This is a genomic window from Jiella endophytica, from assembly GCF_004519335.1.
GTDB lineage: Bacteria > Pseudomonadota > Alphaproteobacteria > Rhizobiales > Rhizobiaceae > Jiella > Jiella endophytica.
In genome coordinates, this window is record NZ_SOZD01000003.1 from 292982 (window position 1) to 312174 (window position 19193).

General features: G+C 68.1%; 16 protein-coding genes. 2 read left to right on the top strand and 14 right to left on the bottom strand.

Going from position 1 to position 19193, the window contains the following annotated elements; all coding sequences use genetic code 11:
- Positions 1 to 82 precede the first annotated feature (82 nt).
- A complete protein-coding gene (locus E3C22_RS11305) occupies positions 83 to 292 on the top strand; it encodes a DUF2093 domain-containing protein (protein WP_134762127.1) in 210 nt (69 codons plus the stop codon).
- 33 nt (positions 293 to 325) lie between these two features.
- Here E3C22_RS11305 and lpxK read toward each other — a convergent pair whose 3' ends face one another.
- The 6 genes from lpxK to E3C22_RS11335 all read right to left on the bottom strand — a co-directional run bounded on the left by lpxK (position 326) and on the right by E3C22_RS11335 (position 5957).
- Positions 326 to 1309, bottom strand: a complete 984-nt coding sequence (gene lpxK / locus E3C22_RS11310) for a tetraacyldisaccharide 4'-kinase (RefSeq protein WP_425364976.1) — start codon at positions 1307 to 1309, stop codon at positions 326 to 328.
- Between the two features lie 65 nt (positions 1310 to 1374).
- Positions 1375 to 2706 (bottom strand): lipid IV(A) 3-deoxy-D-manno-octulosonic acid transferase, encoded by a 1332-nt coding sequence (gene waaA, locus E3C22_RS11315; RefSeq protein ID WP_425364971.1) that lies wholly within the window; start codon positions 2704 to 2706, stop codon positions 1375 to 1377.
- Positions 2703 to 3536: a lysophospholipid acyltransferase family protein gene (locus E3C22_RS11320; RefSeq protein WP_245514930.1), complete on the bottom strand. Its 834-nt coding sequence runs from the start codon at positions 3534 to 3536 to the stop codon at positions 2703 to 2705. The genes waaA and E3C22_RS11320 overlap by 4 nt, the downstream gene beginning before the upstream one ends.
- The gene (locus tag E3C22_RS11325; protein WP_134762129.1) at positions 3533 to 3763 is read right to left on the bottom strand and encodes a DUF4170 domain-containing protein; all 231 of its coding nucleotides are present in this window, start codon (positions 3761 to 3763) and stop codon (positions 3533 to 3535) included. The genes E3C22_RS11320 and E3C22_RS11325 overlap by 4 nt, the downstream gene beginning before the upstream one ends.
- 45 nt (positions 3764 to 3808) lie before the next feature.
- Complete coding sequence (locus E3C22_RS11330; protein ID WP_134762130.1) at positions 3809 to 4615, bottom strand: inositol monophosphatase family protein; 807 nt, start codon at positions 4613 to 4615, stop codon at positions 3809 to 3811.
- Position 4616: 1 nt separating this feature from the next.
- A complete protein-coding gene (locus E3C22_RS11335) occupies positions 4617 to 5957 on the bottom strand; it encodes a TldD/PmbA family protein (protein ID WP_134762131.1) in 1341 nt (446 codons plus the stop codon).
- Positions 5958 to 6092: 135 nt separating this feature from the next.
- On the opposite strand from E3C22_RS11335, the gene E3C22_RS11340 reads away from it, so the two are divergent.
- A complete protein-coding gene (locus E3C22_RS11340; protein WP_134762132.1) occupies positions 6093 to 7985 on the top strand; it encodes a monovalent cation:proton antiporter-2 (CPA2) family protein in 1893 nt (630 codons plus the stop codon).
- 164 nt (positions 7986 to 8149) lie between these two features.
- Here E3C22_RS11340 and E3C22_RS11345 read toward each other — a convergent pair whose 3' ends face one another.
- The 8 genes from E3C22_RS11345 to E3C22_RS11380 form a co-directional block, all read right to left on the bottom strand.
- On the bottom strand, positions 8150 to 9091 hold the full coding sequence (locus tag E3C22_RS11345; RefSeq protein ID WP_245514932.1) for an outer membrane protein: 942 nt from the start codon (positions 9089 to 9091) through the stop codon (positions 8150 to 8152).
- 243 nt (positions 9092 to 9334) lie between these two features.
- The gene (gene glmM, locus E3C22_RS11350) at positions 9335 to 10681 is read right to left on the bottom strand and encodes a phosphoglucosamine mutase (protein ID WP_134762133.1); all 1347 of its coding nucleotides are present in this window, start codon (positions 10679 to 10681) and stop codon (positions 9335 to 9337) included.
- 216 nt (positions 10682 to 10897) lie between these two features.
- Positions 10898 to 12817 (bottom strand): ATP-dependent zinc metalloprotease FtsH, encoded by a 1920-nt coding sequence (gene ftsH / locus E3C22_RS11355; RefSeq protein ID WP_134762134.1) that lies wholly within the window; start codon positions 12815 to 12817, stop codon positions 10898 to 10900.
- A 135-nt stretch (positions 12818 to 12952) separates the two neighbouring features.
- Positions 12953 to 14488: a tRNA lysidine(34) synthetase TilS gene (gene tilS, locus E3C22_RS11360; RefSeq protein ID WP_134762135.1), complete on the bottom strand. Its 1536-nt coding sequence runs from the start codon at positions 14486 to 14488 to the stop codon at positions 12953 to 12955.
- The gene (ybgF, locus tag E3C22_RS11365; protein ID WP_134762136.1) at positions 14392 to 15384 is read right to left on the bottom strand and encodes a tol-pal system protein YbgF; all 993 of its coding nucleotides are present in this window, start codon (positions 15382 to 15384) and stop codon (positions 14392 to 14394) included. The genes tilS and ybgF overlap by 97 nt, the downstream gene beginning before the upstream one ends.
- Before the next feature lie 311 nt (positions 15385 to 15695).
- Entirely contained in the window at positions 15696 to 16214 is a 519-nt protein-coding gene (gene pal, locus E3C22_RS11370) for a peptidoglycan-associated lipoprotein Pal (RefSeq protein WP_134762137.1), read from the bottom strand.
- Between the two features lie 299 nt (positions 16215 to 16513).
- Positions 16514 to 17824, bottom strand: coding sequence for a Tol-Pal system beta propeller repeat protein TolB (gene tolB, locus E3C22_RS11375; protein ID WP_134762138.1), 1311 nt, complete (start codon positions 17822 to 17824; stop codon positions 16514 to 16516).
- A 261-nt stretch (positions 17825 to 18085) separates the two neighbouring features.
- On the bottom strand, positions 18086 to 19192 hold the full coding sequence (locus E3C22_RS11380; RefSeq protein ID WP_134762139.1) for a hypothetical protein: 1107 nt from the start codon (positions 19190 to 19192) through the stop codon (positions 18086 to 18088).
- Position 19193: the final 1 nt, after the last annotated feature.

The following is a 19193-nucleotide window of genomic DNA, read 5'->3' on the forward strand; positions in this document are numbered from 1 at the left end:
TCCGCCGCGAAGGGCGTAGTGCCGCTTCGAATTTCGCGCCGCCGCCCGGCCGGCGGGAAGCCGCATCCGATCCGAGGACGACATGAACCGTTTCGAAAATTCCGGTGAGGCGAAGCTGCGCTACGGCACCCCCGACTTCCAGGTCATTCGGGCCGGGTCCTATGTGCGCTGCGCCGTCTCCGGCGAAGCGATCCCCCTCGATCTGTTGAAATATTGGAGCGTCGAGCGCCAAGAGCCCTATGCCGACGCGGCCACCGCCTTCAAGCGCGAGATCGAGATGCGCAAGGCCTGAAAGGCCGCGGCTTTGCCGTCTTTCGAAAAGGCGTCAGGTCCTCGGCGCCCACCGCCGCCGCTCGAAGGCGGCGAGGGTCTCGCGGATGATGCGCTCGGCCTGGGCGGGTGATGAAAATTCCAGCGCCACGTCGAGCACCGCGCAGTTTCCGGCAAATTCCCGCGCCGCCTCGCTGCCGGTCGCAAGCCTGACGGCGTCCTTCGCCGTCGTCGTCAGGATCAGGCCTTCGCGCGCCGCGGTCTCGGTGAGATCGTAGAGTTCGCTGTCGGTAAAGCCGTGATGGTCGGGAAAGTCCCGGGTCTCGGCGACTTCCGCCCCGAGCTCGGCGAGCGAGGCGTAGAACTTTTCAGGGTCGGCGATGCCGGCAAAGGCAAGCAGCCGCTCGCCGATCAGGATCTGCCGCGATTTCGGCACCAGCCGCGCCGAAAAGATCGGCCGGCCGGCCCGCGCCATCATCCGCAGCGGCCGGCTCGCCGCCTCCCCGTCGCCGATCACCAGCAGCGCGTCGGCATGGGCGATCTGGTCGGTGAGCGGCGCCCGCAGCGGCCCCGCCGGAATGACCCGGCCATTGCCGATGCCGCGCCGCGCGTCGAGGGCGATCAGCGCGAAGTCGATCTTCAGCCGCTGGCTCTGGAAGCCGTCATCCATGATGACGAAGTCGATGTCGTGCTCGGACGACAAGAGCGCCAGCGCCGCCGCCCGGTTCGCCGCGACGGCGGTCGGCGCCACCTTTGCCAGGAGCAGCGGCTCGTCGCCGACCTCGCGCACACCGTGGCGGTCAGGATCGACGATCATCGCCCTTCGCGCCCGGCGGCCATGACCGCGTGAGACGAAGCCCGGTCGGCGCCCCGCCGCCAGCGCCGCCTGGCCGAGCGCCAGCGCCGTCGGCGTCTTGCCCCCACCGCCGGCGGTGAAATTGCCGATGCAGAGCACCGGCAGGTCGAAGGCGGTCCGCTCGCCGCGCGAAAGGTTGCGCCCCGCCGCAGCGCCGTAGAGCCCGGCCAAGGGAGCGAGCATGCGCGAGGGCACCGAAGGCTCCTGCCACCAGAAGGACGGGGCCCGCGCTTTCACCCTGGCTCCCGTCACCGGCCATTGCCGGCGCGGTTGCGCCGTTCCAGACTGACCGACAGGCGCAGCGGATGCAGGAAGGGATCGAGCGCCGCATGGGTGCGCTCCAGCGCGCCCCGCATCTCGCCGACCGACTTCAGCGCCGCCCGCGACATCGCCATGCGCTGGATCGGATCGACCAGCAGTCCGTCGATCTGGGCGGCGAGGCTGTCGGTGTCGCGGACGATGCGGGCCCCGCCGTTCCGCAGCAGCCGCTGATAGGTGTCGCGGAAATTCTGCACGAAGCGGCCGGTCAGGATGCCGGTCGCCAGCATCGCCGCCTCGATCGGGTTCTGGCCGCCCTGGCCGGTGATCGACTTGCCGACGAAGGTGATGTCGGTGAGCCGCAGATAGACGCCGAGTTCACCCATCGTGTCGCCGAGATAGATGTCGGTGCCGGCGTCGGGTAGCTCGCCGAGGCTGCGGCGCTTCACGACCAGGCCCTTGTCGCCGAGCGTCCTGGCGATGGCGTCGCCGCGATCGGGATGGCGCGGCACGATGATGGTGACGAGCCCCTCGTGCCGCCATTTCAGCTGGGCGTGCACCGCCGCGACGATCTCCTCCTCGCCGGGATGGGTCGAGATCGCCGCAAATCGCGGACGCCCGCCGAGCGCCGCCGAAAGCGCATCGAGCGCCTCGGCATCGACCGGGAGCGGCTCGGCGTCTGCCTTGAGATTGCCCGCCACCGTCACCGCCGGCGCGCCGAGCAGGCGGTACCGCTCGCCGTCGACGTCGGACTGAGCGACGACATGGGCGAAGGTTTCAAACAGCGCCTCGGCGAGGCGCGGCTTCGACTTCCAGCGCTGGTAGGAGCGGTCGGACAGCCGGGCATTGACGAGGATCTGCGGGATGCGCCGGGTCGCCAGTTCGTGGATGGTCAGCGGCCAGATCTCGCTTTCCGCAACGATCGCCAGATCCGGCTGCCAGTGCTTCAGAAACCGCCGGACCGCCGGCTTCACGTCGAGCGGGACATATTGGTGGATGACGCAATCGGCGAGCCGATCCTCGACGAGCTTTGCCGAGCTCATGGTGCCGGTGGTCATTACCACTGCGATGCCGTCCTCGGCGATCGCCCGCACCAGCGGCATCACCGCGAGGCTCTCGCCGACGCTCGCCGCATGCACCCAGACGAGGGGACCTGCCTCCGGCCGCGGCCGGCCGGCAAAGCCGTAGCGTTCCTTGAGGCGCTGCCTGTCCTCCTTGCCGCGGGAGACCCGCCAACCGACATAGGGCCGCAGAAACGGATAGGCGAAGACCCCGGCGAGACGGTAGGCGACGAAGGCGCCTCTGGTCATCAGGTCGCTCACGACAGCGTCCCGACCAGCCGCTCGGCGGCCCGGTTGGCCGCCTCGATCGCCGCCGTCACCTCGGCGCGCTTCTCCTCAAGCAGCGCGGCGTCGGCATCGGCCGGCACGAACACCGGCTCGCCCATCACCACGGCGATGCGGCCGAAGGGCAGCGGCACGCGGGCCTTGTCCCAGGCCCCGGCGACGACACGGTGCCGGCTGGTGACCGCCGCTGCCGGGATGATCGGCCGGCCGGAGATCTTCGCCAGCGTCACGATGCCGAGCCCCGCCTCGCGGGCGGTGCCTTTCGGGACGTCGGCGATCATGCAGATGCCGGTTCTCATGCCGAGCAGCCGACGCATGGCAACGAGGGCTCTGGCGCCGCCCTTCTTCTTGGTGCGCTTGTCGATGCCGCGGCCGCCGGAGCCGCGCACGGTCGAGATGCCGAAGGCCTCGACCACATGGGCGTTGATCTCGGCGTCGGCGCTGCGCGACAGGAGTGCGGCATAGGGCAGGTCCCGCGGCCTGAAGAACGGCGCCAGCAGGTGCTGGCCATGCCACAGCCCGACGATCGCCGGATGGCGCTCGTGCAGGATGCGGTAGAAGTCCGAGGAACCGGCGACCGGCCGCTGCGTGGCATGGACGAAGCGCAAAAGCCCGTAGACGGTGTTGCCGATCGCCGCGACGGCGGCCGGCGAGCGCATCAGCCCCCGCCAGAAGCCGCGCTTCTTGCCGCGACGCTTCTTCGGCCGGACAACCGGGGCGGAATCGGTGCGCGCGATCGGTCCGCTTGCGGAAAACTCCTCGTCCGACACGGTACGCGACACGTCGACCCTTTCGTATTCGTTCACGTCTGCGGGTCGAGCAACCTGTGCATATGCACGATGAAATAGCGCATCGCGGCGTTGTCGACGGTTTGCTGCGCCTTGCCGCGCCAGGCGGCGAGCGCCGAGGCGTAATCAGGGAAAATTCCGACGATATCAAGGCTTTCGAGATCCTTGAACTGGACGCCGGAGACGTCGGAGAGTTCGCCTCCGAAGACCAGGTGAAGCAGCTGCTTGGGTTTTTCTTCCTGCATGACGGGTGTCCTGTCTAGCGTCCGGGGTGAGGTTCCACGTCGCGGTCAGGCGGCGAGATGCCTCGCGATATCGCGCAAACGCGGCGCGACGCCAAGGGGGCCGGCCACCATGATGCCACGCGCCGACGCCTCGACGCCATAGCGCCAGGGCTCGCCCTCGACGTCGCAGAAGATGCCGCCGGCCCGTTCGAGGATGAGATCGGCGGCGGCGACGTCCCAGTCGTTCGCCCGCGGCCGCACCAGCGTTCCGTCGAGGCGGCCGCTGGCGACGAGGGCGAGGCGATAGGCGAGCGAGGGAACCGCCGGCACCGCGTCGACCGAGCCGCGATCGGCGGGAGCGAGCTTTTGGCGGATCGAATCGGGAAGCGACAGGCGCATCGCATCCGCCTCCCCGACAATGCCGACCGAGCACGTCTCGCCATTGAGGAGCGCAGGGCCGTCGGCTGTCGCCACGAAGATCTCGCCGCGGGCCGGCACGTCGATGACGCCGGCGACGGGAACGCCCGCCTCGAGCACGGCGACGGAGACGCACCAGACGTCCTCGCCGCGCAGGAAGGCCCGCGTCCCGTCGATCGGATCGACGACGAAGACCCGCTCGCAGCTATCGGCAGTGCGTTCCGAGGCGTCCATTTCCTCCGAGATCCAGCCATAGCCGGGCCGCGCGCCGATGAGCGTTTCCTTCAGGGCGCGGTCGGCGGCATAGTCGGCCTCGCTGACCGGCGAGTTGCCATGCTTGTACCAGACCTTCGGATCGGCCCGGAAATAGCCGAGCGCGACCTCGCCTGCCCGCCGCGCCGCTTCGAGCAGCAGCGAAAGGTCGTCCGAAAGGCTGGCCTGAGGGGCGTTTCCCAAATCAGTGCCCCGCGACGGTCATCCGCTCGACGCGCAGCGTCGGCGCAACGAGCGAGAAGCGGGTGTCGAGATCGTCGGCAAGGGTCAGCCCGAGCAGCATCTCCTTCAGATTGCCGGCGACGGTGAACTCGGAGACAGGGCGGGTGAGTTCACCGTTCTCGATCAGGAAGCCGGTGGCGCCGCGGCTGTAGTCACCGGTGACGAGATTGACGCCCTGACCGATCAGCTCGTGGACATAGATGCCGTTGCCGGTCTCGGCGATGAGTTCTTCGGGCGTCAGCCGGCCGGGGCTGACCGAGACGTTGCTCGCCGAGGGCGAGACACCGCCGGAGGAGCGGGCAGCCCGGCCGTTGGTCGAAAGGCCGAGCTCGTTCGCGGTGGCGGTATCGAGCAGCCAGGTCTTGAGGACGCCGTTCTCGACCAGCGCCATCGCCTCGCCGCGCACGCCCTCGCCGTCGAAGGCGCGCGAGCCGGCGCGCCGCGGCAAAAGCGGCTCGTCGAGGATGGTGACGCTCTCCGGCAGCACGAGTTCGCCCATCTTGTCCATCAGGAAGCTGGTCTTGCGGGCGATCGCCGCGCCGTTGATGGCGCTGACGAGGCTGCCGATGAGGCCGCGGGCGACCCGCGGATCGAAGACGATCGGATAGCTGCCGGTCGGCACCTTGCCGGCGTTCAGCCGGCGCACGGTGCGCTCGCCGGCCCTGCGACCGATCGCCTCCGGGGCGTCGAGATCGCCGTAATGGATGCGCGAATCGAAGTCGTAGTCGCGCTCCATCGCCGTGCCCTCGCCGGCGATGACGCTAACCGAGCGGCCAAAGCCGGAGCGCATCTTCGACCCGGCAAAACCGCCGGAGGTTACCAGGACGAGGCCGCTCGCCCCGGCCGAGACCGACGCGCCGCCGGAATTCGTCACGCCGGACACCGCCCTTGCGGCCTCCTCGAGGGCGAGCGCCTCCTCGACCATCGTCTCGCTGGCGAGCGTCGTTGGGTCGTAGAGGTCGAGATCCGGCCCGTCGTCCGGCGCCAGCCGCTCCTTCGGCGCCAGCGAGGCGTAGCGATCCTCGGGTGACACCTTTGCCATCGCCACCGCGCGCTCGGCGAGACGATCCATATCGGCATTGACGTCGGCCGACACGGTTGCGACCCTCCGTCCGACGAAGACGCGCAGCGCCAGATCCTCGCTCTCGGAACTCTCGGTGTCCTCGACCTTGCCGAGCCTGACATCCACCGAGCGCCCGAGCGAGCGGACAACCGCCGCGTCGGCGGCGTCTGCCCCGGCCTTTTTCGCTGCCGCGATCAGTCGTCCGGCAGTCTCGGTCAGCCGCCTCGTGTCATCGTTCATCGTTTCGCCTAAAGCTCTTTTTCGTGAGACTATTTATTGTGCAGCGCATATAACGCAAGTCACCCGCAGTCGCCGCCGAACCCCGAGCCGGCAGCAATGGGCGAGTGCCCCTGAGATAGGAACGAGTGCCCGGCAGTGGAACACGGATCGAACGCCATTTTCCTGGAGGTGATCCTGCTGCTCGGCGGCGGAATCGTCGCCGGCACCCTGTTCAAGCGGATCGGCCTCGGCACGGTGCTCGGCTATCTCGCGGCCGGCATCGTGCTCGGACCGGTGCTCCGGCTGATCGGCGAAGGCAAGGAAATTCTTTCGGTCGGCGAACTCGGCGTCGTCTTCCTGCTGTTCGTCATCGGCCTCGAGCTCAAGATCGACCGGCTCTGGGCGATGCGGCGGCAGATCTTCGGCATCGGCCTCGCCCAGGTGATGGTGAGCGGCATCCTGCTCGCCCTGATCGGGCGATTCGCCGTCGGCCTCAGCCTTTCCGCGGCGATCGTCGTCGGCTTCGGCCTGGCGCTGTCGTCGACCGCCTTCGGCATGCAGCTCCTCGACGAGGCCGGTGAAACCAACACCAAGCAGGGCCAGGCGGCCTTTTCGGTGCTGCTCTTCCAGGATCTCGCCGTGGTGCCGCTGCTGGCGGTGCTGCCGTTCCTCTCGCCAGGCGGCGAGGATACCCGGATCGATCCGCAGCAGGTCGTCCTGTCGCTCGCCGCCGTCGCCGCCCTGGTCGTCGTCGGCCGCTTCCTGCTCAACCCGCTGTTCCGGGTGATGGCTTCGGCAGGGGCGCGGGAGGTGATGCTCGGCGCGGCGCTGTTCGTGGTGCTCGGCTCGGCGATGCTGATGCAGTTGGCCGGCTTCTCGATGGCGATGGGCGCCTTCATCGCCGGCATCTTCCTCGCCGACTCCTCCTACCGCCACGAGCTCGAGGCCAATATCGAGCCGTTCCGCGGCCTGCTTCTCGGCCTGTTCTTCATCGGCGTCGGCCTGTCGATCGACCTGAAGGTGCTGGAAAATTCCTGGCCGATCATCCTCGCCGTCGCGCCGATGATGATGATCGTCAAGGCCGGGCTGATCTACGGCGTCTGCCGGCTGTTCGGCGAGAGCCGCGGCCTGTCGCTGCGGGTGGCGGCGCTGCTCTCCCAGGCCGGCGAGTTCGGCTTCGTCCTGTTCTCGGCGGCGGCGGCGGAGAGCATCTTTCCCGGCGAGACCTCCTCGGTCCTCGTCGCCATCGTCACCCTGTCCATGGTGCTGACGCCGCTCGCCACCTGGCTCGGCCGGGTGATCGACCGTTCGGACGCCGAGGAGGTGATGGACGAGGACTTCGACGGCGCCGGATCGGAAGTGCTCTTGGTCGGCTTCTCGCGCTTCGGCCAGATCGTCGCCCAGGTGCTTCTGTCGAGCGGCATCGACGTCACCATCCTCGACAGTTCCGTCGACAGGATCCGCACGGCCGAGCGCTTCGGTTTCCGCATCTATTTCGGCTCGGGCGTGCGCAAGGACGTCCTGGAAGCCGCCGGCATCCGCAAGGCGGGCCTCGTCGCGGTCTGCACCAACAAGCGCGAGACGACCGATCGGGTGGTCGACATGATCCGTTCGGAATTTCCCAATGTGCGGCTCTTCGTGCGCTCCTACGATCGCACCCACGCTTTGTCGCTGAGGGCCCGCGGCGTCGACTACGAGATCCGCGAGACGGTGGAATCCGCCCTCTCCTTCGGCGGCGCGACGATCGGCGCCCTCGGCGTCGAGGAGGAACTGGCGAGCCGCATCGTCGAGGACGTCCGCAACCGCGACAATGCCCGGCTGAAGCTGCAGGAGGCCGAGGGCATCTATGCCGGCAGCGACATGATGACGACCCACGTGGTGACCCCCGAGCCGCTGGTGAAGCCGCGGCCGGCGCTGCATGCGGTGGAGAAGATGCCGGACGGCGAGGATACCGGCGCGGTGATCGACGAGGACGCGCCGAAGCGGCGCCGTCGCGGCCGGCTGTTTGCCGGTCGTCGGCGGCGGCCGGACCGGGTCGCCTCGCGCTGAGGCAGCATCGGCAAGACACATATCTGCCAGAAGCGCATTGCCGCCCTCGCCAGAACGGGACACGCCCGCCGCGGCTTCAGGCCGGGCGGGCGTTCCCTTGATTTCGGCGATCATCGACCCGCAGCCACTCCCCTCCAGGCGACGGCTGCCGGCTTCGCGCCGTCTTACTTGTAGACCGGAGCCGGCTCGGAATAGACCGTGTCCTGCGCGGTGTAGAGCGGCGCGGGCTCCTTGCCCTTGCCGAAGCCGGCACCGCCGAACTCGTAGCGCAGGCCGGCGCGGACCGTGTGGATGTTGAAGCCGTGGTCCTTGCCCTGGACGCCATCGGCGCCGGCGGCGCGATCGGCGTCGTCATAGCCATAGGCGTCGCCCTTGGCGATGCGGGTATACTTGTAGCCGGCGTCGAACTTCAGCTGGTCGGTGATGTCGACGCTGGCGCCGGCCATCAGCGAGGAGGCGAAGCGCCAGGACGACTCGCCCGGATGGGTGCCGTGATAGATCTCGGTCTCGGTGCCGCAGAGGCCGCCGCCGCAGGAGATCTCGTTCTCCATGTCGTCATATTTGACGTGGGCGAAGCCAAGGCCCGCGCCGATATAGGGGGTGATGCGGCCATAGGTGCCGATGTCGACATAGGCATTGGCCATCGCCGTCCAGACCGAGGCGTGGCTGGAGTCGTCGTAGCGGCAGTTGTTGTTGACCGGATCGAGGCCGTAGCCGATCTCGACCAGATAGCCGCAGCGGCTGGAGCCTTCGACGCCGGTGCGGAAATAGTCGACCGTCAGATCGGTGCGGAAGTGGTCGGTGACGCGGTAGCCGACACCGATGCCGAAATTCGCCGAGCCCTTCAGCGAGATGTCGTCGTAGAATTCGGTGTTGTCGACGCCGTCATTGCCGAAGCCGACATTGTAGAAGTCGTAGTGGCCGTCGGTCTTGGACTTGAAGTTATAGCCGATGTCGCCGCGCAGATACCAACCGGAAGTCTGGACGACCGCCGGCGCCGGCGGCGCCACATAGACGGGTTCCTCGATGATGTCGGCGGCGTTGGCCGGAACGACCATCGACCATGCACCGATGGCGGCGACGGTCGTCATAAGCATCTTCTTCATTGTTAACGTCTCCGTTGAGGTCGGTGCGAATGGCGTCACCGGATTGGGTGACCTCGCGAAGACGGTAAACGGGAGTGGTTAACGGAAGGTTTAAAAACATAAATTGTTTACTATAGCCGGCACCGAATAGATCGCCGTTGCGGGCGTTGCGGCAGTCCTGCCCAGTAAAACCGGGACAACGATTGCTGCGAACCAACAGTTTCAGGCGAAACGCGGCGCCGTCATCGCGGCGCTCGCGGTGCGTCAGGCGGCCGCTTCGGTGAGCGCACCGACGATGTCGTCGACGACGGCGTTAACCAATGTGGCGTCGTCGCCCTCGGCCATCACCCGGATCAGCGGCTCGGTGCCGGAGGGGCGGATCACCAGCCGCCCGGCATTGCCGAGCCTGTCGCGACCGGTGGCGATGGCGTCCTGCACGAGATTCTTCTGCAGCGGCTCGCCGCTGCGGAAGCGGACGTTCTTCAGAACCTGCGGAACCGGCTCGAAGCGCCTGCAGACCTCGGAGACCGGGCCGCCCCTGCGCCGCACGACGGCGAGGATCTGCAGCGCCGAGACGAGGCCGTCGCCGGTGGTGGCGAAGTCCGACAGGATGATGTGGCCGGACTGCTCGCCGCCGACATTGTAGCCGTGCTGGCGCATGTGCTCGACGACGTAGCGGTCGCCGACCTTGGTGCGGGCGAGTTGCAGCTTCTTGGCTTCGAGGAAGCGCTCGAGGCCGAGATTGGACATGATGGTGGCGACGATGCCGCCGGCGGCGAGCCGGCCGTCGTCCGCCCAGCTCTCGGCGATCACCGCCATCAGCTGGTCGCCGTCGACGATGTCGCCCTTCTCGTCGACGATGAGCACCCGGTCGGCGTCGCCGTCGAGGGCAATGCCGATATCCGCCCTCACCTCCCGCACCTTGGCGATCAGCGCGTCCGGCGCGGTGGAGCCGCAGTCGCTGTTGATGTTGAGGCCGTCCGGCTCGACGCCGATCTTGACGATCTCGGCACCGAGCTCCCACAGCACCTCCGGCGCGACGCGGTAGCCGGCGCCGTTGGCGCAGTCGATGGCGATCCGCATGCCTTCGAGGGACAGTTCGCGCGGCAGGGTCCGCTTGGCGAATTCGATGTAGCGGTAGATGTCGCCGTCGACGCGCTTCGCCCGGCCGATCTCGGCGCCGGTCGGCATGCGCCCCGAGAGGTCCTCGTCGATGAGGGCGGCGATCGCCGCCTCGATGTCGTCGGAGAGCTTGTAGCCGTCCGGGCCGAACAGCTTGATGCCGTTGTCCTGAAACGGATTGTGCGAGGCGGAGATCATCACGCCGATGTCGGCCCTGAGCGACCGTGTCAGCATGGCGACCGCCGGCGTCGGCATCGGGCCGAGCAGGAAGACGTCGACGCCGGCGGCGGTGAAGCCCGCGACCATGGCGTTCTCGATCATGTAGCTGGAGCGGCGGGTGTCCTTGCCGATGACGACGCGGTGACGGTGCTTGCCGCGCCTGAAGACGATGCCGGCCGCCATGCCGACCTTCATCGCCACTTCGGCGGTCATCGGATGACGGTTGGCGGTGCCGCGGATGCCGTCGGTGCCGAAGTAGCTCTTGGCCATCAGTTCCCCAATCGTTCGATCGTTGCGTGCCGGGGGCGCGGCTGCCCGCGGGGTATCCGTCGCGGGCGAAATGCCGTCAGGCTCTGTCATCCATGCCGCCACGCGCCGCCCTGATCAACCGCAGACGCCGGCGATCCTCACGGCAAGGTTAAATCGGCAGGCAAAGAAAAGGCGACCCGAGGGCCGCCATTTCCTGTCTGCCACCCAGCCTTTCGGTCAGGTCGGCTGCGGCTCGAGGCCGTCGCCGCGGGCCGGCCGCTGAGAGCCGGCCTTCGGCACCGCCGAGCCGCGCGAGGGCGGCGTGTCGTCGCCCATGTCCCGCGTCAGCGGCCGCCCGGCCAGGAGGTCATGGACCTCGTCGCCCGACAGGGTTTCGTATTCGAGCAACGCCTTGGCGAGGAGATGCAGCTCGTCGATGTGATCGGTGAGGATCTTGCGCGCCTTGTTCTCGGCGGTCTCGATGATCTGCCGGACCTCGGAATCGATCAGCCGCGCCGTCTCCTCCGACATGTTCTGCTGCTGCGCCACCGAATGGCCGAGGAAGACCTCGTCCTGGTTCTGCTTGTAGCGCAGCCGGCCGAGCTTGTCGCTCATGCCGTATTCCATGACCATCGCCCGCGACATGTTGGTCGCCTGCTGGATGTCGTTGGAGGCGCCGGTGGTGACGTTGTCGTGGCCGTAGATGATCTCCTCGGCGGCGCGGCCGCCGAAGATCATCGCGAGGCGCGCCTCCATCTCGTTCTTGCGCATGCCGTAGCGGTCGCGCTCCGGCAGGTTCATCGTCACGCCGAGGGCGCGGCCGCGCGGGATGATCGTCACCTTGTGCAGCGGATCGTTGAACGGTTCGTGGATGCCGACAAGGGCGTGGCCGGCCTCGTGATAGGCCGTCAGCTTCTTCTCTTCCTCGGTCATGGCCATCGACCGGCGCTCGGCGCCCATCATGACCTTGTCCTTGGCGTCCTCGAATTCGAGCATGGTCACGAGACGCTTGGAACGCCGCGCCGCCATCAGGGCAGCCTCGTTGACGAGGTTGGCGAGATCGGCGCCGGAAAAGCCGGGCGTGCCGCGGGCGATCGTCTTCAGATCGACATTCGGCGCCAGAGGAACGTTGCGGACATGGACCTTAAGGATCTTCTCGCGGCCGGTGAAGTCCGGATTCGGCACCACGACCTGGCGGTCGAAGCGGCCGGGACGCAAGAGCGCCGGGTCGAGCACGTCGGGCCGGTTGGTCGCGGCGATGAGGATGATGCCCTCATTGGCCTCGAAGCCGTCCATCTCGACCAGCAGCTGGTTCAGCGTCTGCTCGCGCTCGTCATTGCCGCCGCCAAGGCCCGCGCCGCGATGGCGACCGACGGCGTCGATCTCGTCGATGAAGATGATGCAAGGCGAGTTCTTCTTCGCCTGCTCGAACATGTCGCGGACACGCGACGCACCGACGCCGACGAACATCTCGACGAAGTCAGAGCCCGAAATGGTGAAGAACGGCACATTGGCCTCGCCGGCGACCGAGCGGGCGAGCAGCGTCTTGCCGGTGCCCGGAGGGCCGACGAGCAGCACGCCGCGCGGGATCTTGCCGCCGAGGCGCTGGAACTTCTGCGGCTCGCGCAGGAACTCGACGATCTCCTCGAGGTCTTCCTTGGCCTCGTCGACACCGGCGACGTCGGCGAAGGTGACGCGGCCATGGGCCTCGGTGAGAAGCTTCGCCTTGGACTTGCCGAAGCCCATCGCCTTGCCGCCGGCACCGCCCTGCATCTGCCGCATCAGGAAGATCCAGACGGCGAGGATCAGCAGGATCGGACCGAAGGAGAGCAGCATCGACCAGATCGGATTGGTGTTGTCGCCCGGCGGGCTGGCGTTGATCTGGACGTTCTTGCCCTCGAGGCGCGAGACCAGCTGCGGGTCTTCCGGCGCGTAGGTCTGGAAGCTCGTCGAGCTGTCGCCGTACTTGCCGGTGATCCGCTGACCCTGGATGTTGACCGACTGGATGCGGCCGCTGTCGACGTCCGACAGGAAGAGCGAATAGGGAATTTCGCGCGAATTGCTGCTTTGGGTGCCGTTCGAAAACAGCTGGAAGAGCGCGATCAAGAGCAGGGCGATGATCGCCCACAGCGCGAAGTTTCGAAAGTTCTGGTTCATCACTGTTCCTGAGTCGGCGGATGCGCCCGGATCGCGAGCCCTGCGAAGATAAGTGTTAGCTGCCCCCTTGCCAACACATTGGCCGGAATTTGCGGCAAAAAGCGGGGCGTCGCTCCGATCATGGTGAGGGAGGTGTTAGGCCTCTTCGTCAAAGAGGTCGCGCCAGAGGCGACGCCGCGTCAGGAAACGCAGCGGGAGCGGCGCGATGCCGGGTGCGAGCCGCGCCCTCGCCGCGTGTGCCGCGGCACGTGGTCGCCCCGCCCCGTCGACGACGACCGGCAGGCAGCGGATGCGCCTGCCGCCGAGCCCGAGCGAGCCGAGCGCGACGATGCGCGCGCCCGCGAACCCAGTCCAGGATCCTGCATCAACGACGGCACGGCCGTCGGAGAGAACCGGCGCTGCCATTTCCGGCGCGAAGCCCCGGCGCAAGGGCTCGGCCAAAGCCAGCGGCAAAGCCGGGATGCCGGTTCGGCCGAACTCGCGCATCAAGACGATCTCCCGCCCCTCGATGGCGACGAGGGCGCCGCCCAGCGACCGCGTTCCCCTCGCCCCCTCATTGCCTGAGCGGTCCGCCCCGATGGCCGCAGCGCGCAACCAGCCGAGGAGATCGCGGATCTGCGCGCGAGACGGCGGCTCGGCACGTCCCGAGACTGCGACGATGGCGCGCGACAGGAGATGGCCGGCACAGCGATCGGAAATGTCGGAAAGCGCCGTGTGATCGAGGACGACCGCGCCGCCGCCGTCGCAGCGCAACCGGCCGGTGGTTTCCAGATCCGCAAGGAGACCCGCGAGCGCCCCCTCACCCCGCCGGCGCGCCTCCTTGCAGCGGGCAAGATCGCGGGCGGCCTTCGCTCGGAGTTTCGCATCCTCGCCAAGGGCAAGGCGGATGCGCGCGCGGTCATAGGCTGGGTCGCGGTTGCTCGGGTCGTCGACGGGGGCGATGCCCTCCGCAGCGACAACCGTCGCCAGCATCTCGCGCGGCAGATCGAGAAAGGGCCGGCCGAGGAGGACGTCGGGACCCAGCCAGCGCAGCGGCCGCATGCCGGCCCGGCCGAAGAGATCGGCGCCGTTCTCTCTGCGGATCAGATGGGTTTCGACATCGTCGTCATGGTGATGGCCGGTGAGGACCAGGCCGAGATCGTGGCGCCGCGCATGGCTGACGAGCAGCTCGTAGCGGGCCTCGCGGGCGCTGGCGGACAGGTTGCCGGCGCCGTCCCAGCCGGGCCAGACGAGCGTCTCATGGGGCAAGCCGCAGCGGCTGGCGAGTTCGGCGACGAATGCGGCTTCGGCGGCAGATTCCGGCCGCAGGCGATGGTCGACGGTGGCGACGCGGATCTCCGGCGCGGCCTGGCCGGCGGAGCGCTTCCAAGCAGAAGCGGCAATGAGAAGCGCGAGGGAGTCGGGACCGCCGGAAACGGCGAGAAGAATGCCGCCGATGGGGGAAAGGCGGCGATCGGCCGATGCGTAGAGGGCCGCGATGGCGTCGGCGAGGCGGGTCTTCGAGGCGTCATCGCGCCCCGTCTTCTGCCGGGGGCGGGCCGCCGGCGCATTTCCGGTTCCTGCCGACGGGCGGCTCAGCAGTTTGCCGCCTTCTCTTCGTCCTTCAGCTTGCGCCGGACGTTGTCGCTCATCTGCGGATAGCGGCGGGCGACCTCCTTGTAGGTCACGCAGGCCGTGTCGCGATTGTTGAGCTTGGCGAGCGACATGCCGAGCTTCAGCATCATGTCGGGCGCCTTGGCGTTCTTCGGATGCGACTTCTGCGCATCGAGGAAGACTTCGGCGGCGTCGGCATATTTCTTCTGCTGGAAAAGGCTCTCGCCGAGCCAGTATTCGGCGTCCGGCGCATCCTTGGCGCTCGGATAGGTCTGGGAATACTGGCGGAAGGACTGCTCGGCCTTCTGATAGTCGCCGGCGAGGAGGTAGTTGTAGGCAAGATCATACATCTCGCGCGGGCCGTTCGCCTCGATGCTGGCGACGGTCGAGGAGTCGGCCGCGGACTGCGAAGCGCCTGCCGTCGCCCCCCCCGTAGTCGCCCCTTGCGAGGACGAGCCGTCGAGTCCCGACGTGTCGAGACCGCCGGAGAGGAGATTGCCGATATTGTCGTCGCTGCTCGCCGCAGCGCTCGAGGTGTCGCCGGTCGCGGGGGCAGAGGTGCCGGCATCGCCGCGCTGCTGGCCGGAGGACGATGATGCAGGAGCAGAGCCACCGCCTTCCAGCTGCTGGAACCGGAACTCGGAATCCTCGCGGTACTTGCGCATGTCCTCCTGGGCCTGCAGGAGCTGGAAGCTCAGCTCCTCGACCCGGCCGTTCAGCCGCCGGACCTCTTCCTCGAGCTGGTTGAGCCGCACCACCATGTCGCTCGCCTGGGCGAGCCTCACCGGCCGGCCCTCGTCGGCCCGCTGCGGCGTTCCCGCCGCTTGCACCGGAATCCCGGTCTCAGCGGCGGACCGATCCGATCCGCCGAAGACGCCCGGCAGGTCGAAGGCCGAGGCCCCCGCCGGCATCAACAGAGCCAGCATGGCCGCAGCCGCCATGCCGCGGCGGAGCATCGTCACTTTCGTCACCATTCGTTCCCCTCGCCCGAACCACCTGGTGGTTCGATCCCGACATCTGATGCCACCTCGATCTCGATCGGGGCTCAGATGTCAAATTCAATCCACTGGGCGCGCCTGAAGATCGGACGCGCCGTTGCTTTCCCCGGAGATCGTCATCGAGGGAGAAGGGCAATGTGGCGCGGCCGGAATTCTCAGACAAGTTTGGAACGAGCGAGTTCGGCCAAAGTTTGACGGCCCGCCCACCGTCCCGCGGCGAGCGGAACGGCGAACGGGCCGTTGAACCTGTCAGGCGCCGCGGGAGGTGCCGCGGCGATGCTCGCCGGTCAGCTCGACGGGCCGCCGAGGACGGTGACGGCGCGGCGGTTCTGCGACCAGCAGGAGATGTCGTCGCAGACGGCGACCGGCCGCTCCTTGCCGTAGGAGATGGTGCGCATCCGGCTCGCCGGAACGCCGAGCTGCGTGAGGTAGTCGCGGGTGGCGGCGGCGCGGCGGGCACCGAGGGCGAGGTTGTACTCGCGGGTGCCGCGCTCGTCGGCGTGACCCTCGATGGTGATCGCATACTGCCGGTTCTGGTTCAGCCACTGCGCCTGGCGCTGCAGAGTCTGCTGGCTCGGGGCGTTGATGCTGGAAGAGTCGGTGTCGAAGAAGATCCGATCGCCGACATTGACCGTGAAGTCCTGGGGCGAGCCGGGGGTGACGTTACCAACGCCGGCGCCGCCGAGGCCGAGGCCGGCGGCGCTGTCGGGCAGGCCGTCCTTCTTGCTCGCGCAGCCGGCGATGAGGAGGCCGGCCAGGAGGGCGAAGGCGATGCGGCCATTGCTGTGAGAGACCATGCTCAGCATGGCGAACTCCTTCAAATCAGGGGTTTTTTCGTAACCGACGGCTTACCACGTCCAAGCTTAACGGCCGGTAAAATCGATTGTTTTCCGCCGTCGCGGCAGCCTTTTGGCAAAGAGTGCGGAAAGCTGACGATTTGCCTCCCCGCGAACACGTTTCCCTAGCGGCTGATGCGTTCGTGCAACATCCGAGAGGTTTATGCCGCGAGGCTTGCGTCGGGCTGGGACGGGTGCGATCGCCTGCGAGAGAAAAGCGCCGGGGCGGATGCCGCCCCGGCGTCTGGCAGGAAGAGAGAGAGGGTCGATCAGTCGAGCAGCGGCGACCAGGCCGGATCCGACGCATAGCCCGGCGTCGGAATGGTCTGCTCGTTATAGCCGGTGAGGTCGATCGAGTGGAGCTGCGGACCGCCGGCGCCCTTCTGGTCGCTGAAATACATCAGTACGCGGCCGTTCGGCGCCCAGGTCGGGCCTTCGTTGTGGAAGCCCGAGGTGAGGATCCGCTCGCCGGAACCATCGGGGCGCATGACGCCGATCTGGAACTGGCCGCCGGTCTGCTTGGTGAAGGCGATGAGATCGCCGCGCGGCGACCAGACCGGCGTCGAATAGGTGCCGTCGCCGAAGGAGATGCGCTGCTGGTTCGAGCCGTCGCCATTCATCGTGTAGAGCTGCTGGCGGCCGCCGCGGTCGGATTCGAAGACGATGCGGGTGCCGTCCGGCGAGAAGGACGGCGAGGTGTCGATGGCCGTCGTCGCGGTCAGCCGCGTCGTCGCCCGCGAGCGAAGGTCCATCGCATAGATGTTGGCATTGCCGTTCTGCTGCAGGCTCATGATCACCTTCTGCCCGTCCGGCGAGAAGCGCGGCGAGAAGGTCATGCCCGGGAAGTTGCCGACGATCTCCCGCTGGCCGGTCTCGAGCTGCAGGAGATAGACCCGCGGCTCGCCGTTGCCGAAGGACATGTAGGTAATTTCCTGGCGGTTCGGCGAAAACCGCGGGGTGAGGACGAGGTCGCGGCCGTCGGTCAGATAGCGCACATTGGCGCCGTCCTGGTCCATGATGGCGAGGCGCTTGACACGGTTGGCCTTGTCGCCGCTCTCGGCGACGAAGACGACGCGGCTGTCGAAATAGCCCTTCTCGCCGGTGATCCGCTCGTAGATCGCATCGGCGATGATGTGGCCGACGCGGCGCCAGTTGTCCGGATTGGTGTAGAACTGCTGGCCGTCCATCTGCTGCCCGGCAACGGTGTCCCACAGGCGGAACTCGACCCGCAGCCGGCCGTCCGCCTCCGGCGAGACGCGGCCGACGACGAGCGCCTGGGCGTTGATCACCGTCCAGTCCTGGAAGTTCGGGCTGACATCCGGCCCGAGCCCCTTCTGGATGAAGGCCGCCTTGGCGATCGGTGCGAACAGGCCGGAGCGCTTCAGATCGGCCGAGACGACGTCGGAGATCTTCTGGCCGAGGCCGTCATTCGACTGGAAGTCGGCGATGGCGATCGGCAGCGGCTGGACGTTGCCCTGCGTGATGTCGAGTTCGACGACGGCGGCGGCGGGCGTCGCGGCGGCAACCGCGCCGGCAAGCACCAGGACGGCCGCGCAAAGGCGCATGACGATGGTAGGCATGAGTGGAATTTCCCCTCTTGAGCAGCCGTGTCTCACCGCCCCGAGGGCGGCCGTGCTGATGATTCTCGGATCGGCCGAACGCTGCGAACGATCGGCCGCCTTCCCCCGGACCGGGCTCCGCGCCGGCCCCTCCGGCCGGCCTGACGGAACCTTCAGGGTCCGGGTGTTCTGGTTCCGCCCCGCCCTGCCGGACCTTTCCCAGTCGCCCTTACTAGGTCACTTTCGGGAATTTTCATGGCAACGGGGCGTATTCGGTGCCGGTCAGAGCATCTGGCTCGGATCGAAATTGAGCAGAACTTCCGACCAGGTGTCGTATTTCTCCGCCGGCAGCGTATAGGGCGCGCAGCGGATCACCGCGCGCAGCGCCGCCTCGGCCGCGGCCCGCGCGATGCCGGACCCGCCGCCGTCGACGATCTCGGGCCGGCCTTCCAGCCCGCCGGAGGGATCGAGCCGCATGCGGATCGTCACCCGCAAGGAGCCGGCCTCGGAAACGCCGGCCGGCGGCGACCAGCACTGGCTGACCTGGCCACGCAGCGCGTCGAGCTCGCTCTGGGAGAGCTTGCCGCCTGTCTTGCGTTCGCCGCCGAGGGACGCCTGCTGCTGCGTGCGCTTGGCACCGCCGCCGGCGGATTTTTCCTTGTTGAGCAGCGCGGCGATCTTGTCCGGATCGAACTCGCTGTCCTCCTGCGCCTGCCGCGTCGGCTTGTCGGCCGGCTTTTCCGGCTTCTTCGTCTCGGTCGGGCGAGGCTTCGGCGGGGTCGGGCGCGCCTGCGGCACCGGCCCGGCGTCCGGAAGCGAGGCGACCGCCTCGGGTTTCGGCGCCGGCTTTTCCGGCTGTTGCTGCTCGGGCTGCGGCTGCGGCTCGGCGGTGGCGATCGCCTCCTCGATCGGGTCGGCCTCCTGCGGCGCCGGTTCGGCCGGGGCGGGCTCGGACGGCGCGGCCGTCTCCTGCGGCTGCGGTGCGGGCTCGGGTCGCGGCGTCGGCACGGCGTCCGGCACCGGCGTCTCCTCGGGCGCCGGCTCGGGCGAAGGCGGCGGCTCGGAGGCGGCAGGGGCGGCGGTCTGCTCGACGGCCTTTTCGCGCTCGGTCGGCGTCGGCGGGGATTCGAGATCGACGGAGTTCTCGCCGACATTCTGCGCGTCGTCGTTCACCGCCGGCTGCTTCGTCGGATCCGGGGACGGCGTCTCGGTGACCGGCGCGTCCTTCTTGCCGACCAGCGACTGCGAATATTCCTCGATCGGGACGAGCTCGACCGGCAGCGAGTCGACATTCGCCACCTGCAGCGGCTCTGGCGCGCCCAGCGACCACAGTCCCCAGGTGAGGACCGCGACATGCAGAATGGTGGAGACGACGACGCCGGATCTCATC